General features: G+C 41.2%; 5 protein-coding genes. 2 read left to right on the forward strand and 3 right to left on the reverse strand.

Annotated features, from left to right (window positions below; translation table 11 throughout):
• Window positions 1-83 precede the first annotated feature (83 nt).
• Window positions 84-1268, forward strand: a complete 1185-nt coding sequence (gene emrD, locus ACPEH5_RS18115; protein ID WP_048605741.1) for a multidrug efflux MFS transporter EmrD — start codon at window positions 84-86, stop codon at window positions 1266-1268.
• Between the two features lie 83 nt (window positions 1269-1351).
• On the opposite strand, the gene ACPEH5_RS18120 is transcribed toward emrD, so the two are convergent.
• The 3 genes from ACPEH5_RS18120 to ACPEH5_RS18130 form a co-directional block, all read right to left on the reverse strand.
• Entirely contained in the window at window positions 1352-5803 is a 4452-nt protein-coding gene (locus ACPEH5_RS18120) for a hypothetical protein (protein ID WP_281111258.1), read from the reverse strand.
• A 285-nt stretch (window positions 5804-6088) separates the two neighbouring features.
• On the reverse strand, window positions 6089-7615 hold the full coding sequence (gene glpK, locus ACPEH5_RS18125) for a glycerol kinase GlpK (protein WP_042846678.1): 1527 nt from the start codon (window positions 7613-7615) through the stop codon (window positions 6089-6091).
• A gap of 3 nt (window positions 7616-7618) precedes the next feature.
• A complete protein-coding gene (locus ACPEH5_RS18130) occupies window positions 7619-8479 on the reverse strand; it encodes an MIP/aquaporin family protein (protein WP_042846677.1) in 861 nt (286 codons plus the stop codon).
• 304 nt (window positions 8480-8783) lie between these two features.
• Between ACPEH5_RS18130 and zapB the strand changes: the two genes are divergently transcribed.
• A complete protein-coding gene (gene zapB, locus ACPEH5_RS18135) occupies window positions 8784-9023 on the forward strand; it encodes a cell division protein ZapB (protein ID WP_042846676.1) in 240 nt (79 codons plus the stop codon).
• The last annotated feature ends 137 nt before the right edge of the window (window positions 9024-9160 follow it).

Genomic DNA, 9160 nt, shown 5'->3' on the forward strand with positions numbered 1-9160 from the left:
AGTCGCTGTATTATTTTTAAATAATACAGCGTTATTGTGTGTCCGGATTGTCTATCCGGGGTTTTGATATATTTGAGAGAAAAATGAGAAAGCTGGAACATTTCAATCTGTTATTAATGTTAATTGCATTAGCGGCTGTCGGCCAAATGACACAAACTATTTATGTCCCTGTGATAGCTGAAATAGCGGTGTATTTTAATGAGCCTTCCGGGGCTGTTCAGCAGGTAATGGCCGCTTATTTATTTTCTTATGGTTTTTCACAGTTATTGTATGGTCCGTTGTCCGACCAAATTGGCCGCCGACCTGTTATTTTGTTCGGTTTGACAATTTTCTTATTTTCCACCATCTTGGCGATTTTTGCTCCAACCTTGACGACATTAACAGTTGCCAGCGGTTTACAGGGGCTAGGTACTGGCGTAGCTGGTGTGATGGCGAGGACCATGCCGCGTGATTTATATAAAGGCACTGCGTTGCGCTATGCAAATAGTTTATTAAATATGGGGGTATTAGTTAGCCCATTATTGGCACCCATGTTTGGTGGTATATTAGCCCATTTTTGGGGGTGGCATGCCTGTTATATTTTCCTGTTTATCTTAGGTGCATCAGTGTTATTAAGTATGTACCGTTGGCTACCTGAAACCCGCCCAGTTTCGCCTGAAAAACACAGAATGGTTGATTCATACCGAGCGCTATTATCAAACGGCTCATTTTTATCGTATTTAGCAATGCTGATAGGCGCGTTAGCAGGGATAGCCGTGTTTGAGTCGAGTAGCGGTGTATTAATGGGGGGAGTTTTGGGGTTAAGTAGTATCACCGTGAGCATTTTATTTATTCTGCCGATCCCTGCCGCTTTTTTTGGTGCTTGGTATGCAGGGCGTGAAGGAAAAACCTTTTATCACCTGATGTGGCACGCCGTATTAATTTGCCTGCTGGCAGGTATCATGATGTGGCTACCAAGTTGGTTTGGTATTATGAATACATGGACATTGTTGGTGCCAGCCGCCGTCTTTTTCTTTGGTGCTGGGATGCTATTTCCTTTAGCAACAACGGGGGCAATGGAGCCATTCCCTTATTTAGCGGGTGCTGCCGGAGCGCTGGTAGGGGGATTGCAAAATGTAGGTTCAGGGGTTGCAACATGGATCTCTGCATTGTTACCACAGGATGGGCAGTTTAGCCTTGGGCTTTTAATGTTTTTAACATCCATACTGGTTTTATTGTGTTGGCTGCCATTAGCTAAACGGATGGGTCATACAGAACGAACTGTTTAATGGATAAAATAAAGTGGGAAACGATAGGTTGTCCCACTTTATTTGCAATATTAGGCGGCAGTGCCGTTAGGTTTATTGGGTGATTAGGCGATTAAAGGCGAAACAATCTGCGTAGGTTGTGGCAGTGTTGCTCCATGAAAAAGCGATAAGTTATCCTTTTGATCAATTGTTGATAGCAGCGCCGGTTGTTCTGCTATTGAGTTAAATTCGACTGGGCGGTCATAATTTACAAATGCGGTATTTTCTGCCAATTGGTCTATGCTGTTTTGGTAGAGCCAAATTGAGCTAGGTGCCACGTTATCCTGCAAGTGTTGGTCGATATACACTTTGATTCCAACTAATTCTAAGCCCGGGGTACTGTCGATGGTTCCGTTGATAGTCAATATGTCTTGGTCTACAGAAAGATACCAGCGTTCTTTTGGTGTATATTCTTCAATTCTACCCTGCTCATTATAAAGCTGTAGTGTTACCCAATATGTATGTTCGCTATTAGTTAGGCCAAGTTGTTTAATGTTAACCAGTTGATGAATATGTACATCAGATAGTAAGTTTCTTTCTGAGGGGACATTAAGTTGGCGATTAGAAATAAAACGTTTATCTACTTGAATATCAAGGTGGTTAATCGGCTTAAATTCATGTATGGCTAGTTGTATTTCATCCTCACCAAATGGGTCACTTAATGAAAAATCCTGTTGGTGTAATTGGCCGTTTTCGACCCAGCTAGCGCGTAGTTTACTATGTTTATCAATACGCGATAAATTTACCTGACCAGTCTTAGCATTAACCAAATCATGTTCGGTTGCAGACCAAAACAGCTTAGTGCCACGCCAATAATTATCTAGCTGTAATTTTTCTGGTAGCGTTTGCCCATTACTGTTAGAAAACAAACGATTTGCCAGTGATTCAGGGTTTTTATATTGAAAAATGATTTTTGCTGCATCTTTGTTGCCCGCTTCTTTAACTTCCAGTTTAACCAATTCCCCCTTGTCAGCAATTTTTAAGTTCAATTGGTTATCAAATATAAAAATATCTTTTGTTTCAGAGAGTAAGCCGTGATGCGTTGCGTAAGTAACTTTGAATGAATAGTCCTGGTAGTCATCATCAAGAGATTTTGTGATGAATTCATCATGAGGGGCATTTATGGTGCTAGCGATCGTTTTGATGATATTCAGCCGACTATAAGGATGAAGGGTACCATCCGTCATTCGCGTAAATTGCCTATGTAGCCAATATATTGGGGTATCACGCTGAATATAGTGTTTAGAGTACTTGTTTTGATGAGCTTTTTGAATGAGAAAATCTTGGATTTTTGCTACGAAATAATCAGAGTGAGGAAGAAAAGCATCGTTATTGGCTAAGAGTTCCATAGGCGAGGTGGGGTACATTGCTGGCTTGACCTCAGTAACACCACCGTTAACCGATAGCCGTTTATAGGTAATATACCGTTGCTGTTGTTGGTCATAGGCAATGTTTACCCCATTGCTATACTCCTTAAATGGGTATACTTCTTTATTATTAGTATGCGGTAAGCCTAAGCCATGGCCATATATTTCATGCCATAAAATCCCCGAATCTGCCAATCCCCCGCCATAATTGGGTGAAGCTATCCCCAACAACCAGAAAAAAGCACCATCAGGTATTAAAGGCTCGATAGCGGAGTAATGAAATTCAAAATTGAATGAGGTTAATTTTGCTAATTTGGAGCTATTCATGTATGCCCAATGAATCTGTGAAGCGGTAAATTGCGGAATTACTTTGGGGTTATCATATTTAGGGTTTGACAGAATACGGGTGGTAAGGTAGCCATTAATATAAGGGTTTAGTGCTGGGGACTGCGAAACAGCTGGGTAACTATAGAGAGTAAAGTGTTTGATTGGTAGCCTAGCGGCGGCTTCTATCCCCCAACTTAGGGGGGAGTAGGTGTAAGTGCCATGCCCTTGTTGATAAAGGCTAGTAGTATGGATATGTGAGGTTATTGAGTGATTGGGTTTTACGTTTAATTGGAAATTACCATTTTCCTCGGTATAAGGCATAAGAATCGGGGTATTATCGGCTAAAATGCGAATTCTAACCCCCGGTTGTACCCACTCGCTTTTTAATGGGGCGGTATAGCTTTGATGATGCAAATCATTAGCAGGAACACTCATTTTTATGGGAATTGGTAATAACGTTTGCGGTAGCCTTTCGGGGCCCACTAACCTTACTCGGCCTAGTTCTTTTCCCTCCTTTGTGCTGACTATCGCGACAAAATCAGGTGATTTCGCGGAAGATTGACTAGTCACATCGACTTTAACCAATGCCCAACGGTTGGCGGATAAACAGAAATAGGGGGTATCTGGTGCCTGCAGGTGAGTCTGTGCGAGTTGAATATTATGTACTTGCATGTCATGGGGTTTAGGGTGTTTTTTGGGGCTGGGCTCATTATAGATAGGGTCTTGGATGGTAAAGGTTTTTTTCCCAGGGATGGAAACCAGTGGAGGGGCTTCCATTTGTAATTGAACGGATATTGGGGCAGAGATATCCCCATTTTTCATTACGGCAACAAAATCAAATTGCTCTACTCCGTGGTGATTAAAGTGATTATCTGGCTGGTATTGCCATTTCCCGGTTCTCTCATCTAGCAAAACGTCGCCAAATTGTGGTTTTTCAATTAACTGATACTCCACAATGTTTTCATCTGTAGGGAGATCGCCTGTGACGGCACCTACGATGAAAGGGTCTAATGATGATGTTGGGTTTTCAACAATAACAATAGGGAGGATTTGTTCTTGATAACCAAATTGGAGGAGGTCGAGCTTCCGGTTTTGTAAATCAGTAATATTTAACTGATATGTCTTTTTATTCCAGTTGACACGAATGTCACTATCATCAATGTGCTGGTGGATATAGTCTTGCAGGTATTGTGCAAATTGTTCAGGGGAGGTGAATTGGGTTTCTGTCAGTTTAAACTCTTCACGATAAATCTCAGTAATATGGCTATCTTTATCCGTGAGTTTTAGTGAAAGGTGTGTCCAGTTATTAATTTGGTCTTTATCAATGCTAATGGATTGAATAATTGCATTATCTTCTATTTTTTTATAAACGGTATTGGGAACATCAACATAGGGAACAGGCACGTTTCTTTTTAATTGAAATTGGGAAATGCAAATACCTTCTCCAACAATTATTATTTGGTTATTTTTATAGCTGACTTTTACTAATGGGTGGGATAATAGACTCAGTTGATGGTTGATCTTATTTTCAATTTCTTGGGCTAATTCAGGCCAAGAAGACCGTGATATTAATGCGATGTCATCTAATTTTAGAATTATATTTTGATGTTCACTGCTAAGGACAATTGAAAAATATTCTGATTGTTGAAGGGTTTCATCTGTTAACAGTATTGAGTTGATCGCTGAATGAGGTAAGGAAACCACTTGTTGGAAGCCATGTGGGTTAAATGACGGTGTATTTTTGTTTGTTTTGGTTATGTCAGTCTTAGATTGGATATAGCTAAAGGCACTTTCTGGAATACGCTCTATTGGTGATTGCCCTGAACGATATAATAAGTCAAATTTAGGTGGTGATGTTTCTGTAATTGTCTTAATGCTAAAATTTATTGTGCCATTTTTATCTATATGCCCAAGGGAGATAGCCTGATGTTCATTCGAAGGTATAATATGAATGTCTCTTGAGCCTATGCTTAATGTCGCGCACTCCTGTAATAATGAAGTATCTAGGTATAAGGTCCAGTCACCTGAATCGGTAAACGTTTTTTCCCCGCTATAATTCCAACCAGTTCGGTAAGTTTGTTCGGTAATTACCGAGTTCTGCTGCGAAAAATTGGAAATGATATGGGTATTTTTTTCAATATCATTTTTACCTTTAATTTGGTAAGTGCTAACTAATATTCCTTGTGGCGCATTATTTTCTTTTTCAGTTTTTGCACTGTTTTTATCATTAACATCAATTAATGAAAGCTCATTGATAAATTTTTGCATTGATGGAGAGGGGGGAACATCGTCATTTTCAATGATGAGTAAGCTACCGCCAGTCAATTCGAGGTAATGGCGTAGTAGCTCGACTTGTTTATCATTACTGCTAGATGAAACAACGACCGTATCATAGTGGCGGTGCCATTGCCCACTGGGTAATAAGAGGTCTGCGATTTGGTCTGCGGCACGTGCATCCCCCTCTTGCCATTTAGTTGGTGAATTAGAGCTATCAACAAATAAATTATGGCTGGGGTGGAATTCAGAGCCTGAAAATTGAAACTGTTCAACGGTGCTCAGTACATAATTGGGCTTGTTTCCACCGGATAAACGCGGCGAATTCATTAACCAATTGAAAAAAGTAAAAGTAGCTTGGCTGGTGGTAGATTGGCGCGGGTTTTCTTTTAATCCACGAATTAAGTCAGAATCGTTTTTTATTATTGCTACTCGGCTGTTTTGTTTATAATAGCCAAACTGTAGTTTTTTTTGCTGTATTTGTTCTGAAACAAGCGTAGATGTGGTTAGTTTATATAAATAATTTGTAGGTTTCTTGAGGTGTTCCATACCCATTTTCCTTGAAAGAATAAGTAATAATACATGTAGTTCAAGGTGATTTTAGATAAACTCATATGGGCTTTCTAATTTATTATTAGTCTGATTATTGGCTTTCTATTTATTAGCTAATTGGTTTTCCCTGCCTTGTCTCACCATTCGAAAGTCAATAAATTGATTTTCCTCGTTTATTTTCAAAAACTATTCAGTTTACTGCCAAACACAATATATCAGTTAATCGTTTAAGGCAGTGCCGAAGCACCGCCTTAAAAAACAATAAAGTGTTAGTGGCAATAATTAACCACGGTCTTCCCACTCTTGAGCTCGTGCTACTGCTTTTTTCCACCCTTCATATTTGAAATTACGTTCTGTCGTTTCAATACCAGGCTTAAAGACACGCTCAATAGTCGCTTTACTTTGTAGTTCATCAAGGTCATTCCAGAAACCAACGGCTAACCCTGCAAGATAAGCAGCACCTAGTGCTGTACTTTCACGAACCTCTGGGCGTTCAACAGGGGTCCCGAGAATATCCGCTTGAAATTGCATTAGGAAGTTATTGGCGACAGCACCACCGTCAACACGTAGTGCTTTTAAACGTTCGCCAGAGTCTGCTTGCATTGCGTCAAGTACGTCACGAGTCTGGTAGGCGATAGATTCTAGCGTTGCGCGAATAATGTGATTACGGTTAGCACCACGGGTTAAGCCAAAAATTGCTCCTCGCGCATAAGGGTCCCAATAAGGGGCTCCTAACCCTGTAAAAGCAGGAACGACATAGACACCATTACTGTCTTTCACTTTAGTGGCAAAATATTCGGAGTCAGTCGCTTCATCGATTAATTTTAGCTCGTCGCGTAGCCATTGAATGGAAGCGCCCCCGACGAAAACCGCACCTTCAAGTGCATAGTTCACTTCACCTTTCGGACCACATCCTATGGTCGTTAGTAAGCCGTGATTAGAGCGTACCGCGGTTTCTCCGGTATTTAACAGCAAGAAACAGCCTGTTCCATAGGTATTTTTCGCCATGCCAGGCTTGACGCACAGTTGGCCGTACAGCGCCGCCTGTTGGTCACCCGCCATTCCTGAAATTGGGATACGCGTTCCACCTTTCCCCCCAATATTGGTTTGGCCATAAACCTCTGATGATGGACGAACCTCTGGGAGCATGGCGCGTGGAATATTTAGGGCTTTAAGAATTTTATCATCCCATTCTAGGTTGCGGATATTAAACATCATAGTACGGGATGCGTTGGTATAGTCGGTGACGTGGACACGGCCTTGTGTCATTTTCCAAACTAGCCATGTGTCAACGGTTCCAAACAGTAATTCCCCTTTTTCTGCGCGTTCACGAGCCCCTTCTACGTTGTCTAAAATCCATTTAACTTTTGTGCCGGAAAAGTAAGGGTCAACGACAAGGCCTGTGTTTTGGCGAATATATTCTTCTAGATCACGGTCATTTTGTTTGAGATGAGTACAAAAGTCAGCTGTGCGGCGGCATTGCCATACAATCGCATTATAAACAGGCTTACCTGTTGCTTTCTCCCAGACAATAGTCGTTTCTCGTTGATTAGTAATGCCAATCCCAGCGACTTCATCAGTTCGGATATCTGCTTTGGCAAGAACTTCAACTAAGGTCGAACTTTGTGATGCCCAAATTTCCATAGGGTCATGTTCTACCCAGCCTGGCTTAGGATAAATTTGTGTGAATTCACGTTGTGAAATACTAATAATATTTGCATCGTGGTCGAGTACAACCGCTCGTGAACTGGTTGTGCCTTGGTCAAGTGCGACAATATATTTTTTCGCAATAGTGGTTTCTGTCGTCATAATTTAAGCCTGTTCCGAAGATTTGGTGTTTTTAACGGATAACTTTTCTGTTTTGGTCTCTTCTTCACATACCATGCACGGTAGGTGGCGACCAATAAGTTTACGATAGGCGAATGCCCCTAGCAGACCACCAACAATAGGTGCTGTCAATGGTACAAGGAAATACGGTATATCACGGCCACCTGTGAGCGCGATGTCACCCCAGCCTGCAAGATAAGCCACAACTTTCGGCCCAAAATCGCGAGCAGGGTTGAGGGCGAACCCTGTTAGTGCACCAAATGAACCGCCGATAACTGCGATTAAAATACCAATTAATAGTGGAGCAAGTGGGCCACGAGGTACGCCATTACCATCATCAGTTAGCGCCATAATTAAACACACTAAGATGGCAGCAATAACCACTTCAATGAAGAAGGCATGAGGAACGCTGATTTGTGGTGCAGGGTAGGTAGAGAATACCCCTGCGGTAAATAAGCTTTCTTGTGTACCCCTAATAATATGGTGAACTTGGTCGTAATCGAAAAAAACGGGGGAATACATAGAGTAGACTAATGCCGCTGCAAAGAAGCCACCTAGCATTTGTGCGATGATATAAGGGATCACTTTGCGCTTATCAAAACAAGCGAATAGCCATAGTGCAAGGGTCACCGCAGGGTTTAAGTGAGCACCTGAGGTTCCCGCTGTAAGATAAACGGCTAAGGCAACACCGAAGCCCCAGATAATACTGATTTCCCAGAGACCAAGTTGCGCCCCTGCAATCCTAACTGCGGCAACACAGCCTAAACCGAAAAATACTAGCAGTGCAGTGCCTAAAAACTCTGAGATACACTGACCAGTGAGTGATGTAGTCGTCATTTGGCTCATATGTTTCTATCCTACGAAAATGAAAATTATTGTAATGTTTTTTTAGTTAAGACTTTCTAATCGAAAATCATTAGCTGTAAATTTATCGTTAAAGAACATAAACGAGAAATATCGAAATTGAAAAATGTGTGTTACATCACTAAAGCGAAAGAAAACAACCAAAAATAGTGACGAGTTCGACCTTTATGGTGTGATCTGACCAGTATTTTTTATCAATGGTTATTAGTATTCAGATGGAAGGAACTGGACACAGGGGATCATGCTACTTACAATCGTGTAAAAGCAGATAAGGGAGACCTAACAAATGTCATTTGAAGTATTTGAGAAACTCGAGTCCAAAGTTCAACAAGCGATTGATACAATCACGTTGTTACAAATGGAAATTGATGAATTAAAAGATAAAAATGGTGCACTAAGCCAAGAACTAGAAACGACAAAGTCAGGTACTGAGTCTTTAGTGCGAGAAAATGAACAACTCAAACAAGAGCAGCAAGCATGGCAGGAAAGGTTGCGTACTTTGTTAGGGAAGATGGAAGAAGTGTAATTTCTCGTCATACTTCGCGTTGTAGGGGTGTTGGCTTCGTCTCTTCGCCCTAGTCACATACTTATGTATGCTCCTAGGGTCTTATCGACTTTGCCGCCTGCCTACAACACGAATTATTTAGAGAAACTTTTGTCATA

Source organism: Providencia sp. NPDC089933 (assembly GCF_049545585.1).
Taxonomy (GTDB): domain Bacteria; phylum Pseudomonadota; class Gammaproteobacteria; order Enterobacterales; family Enterobacteriaceae; genus Providencia; species Providencia huashanensis.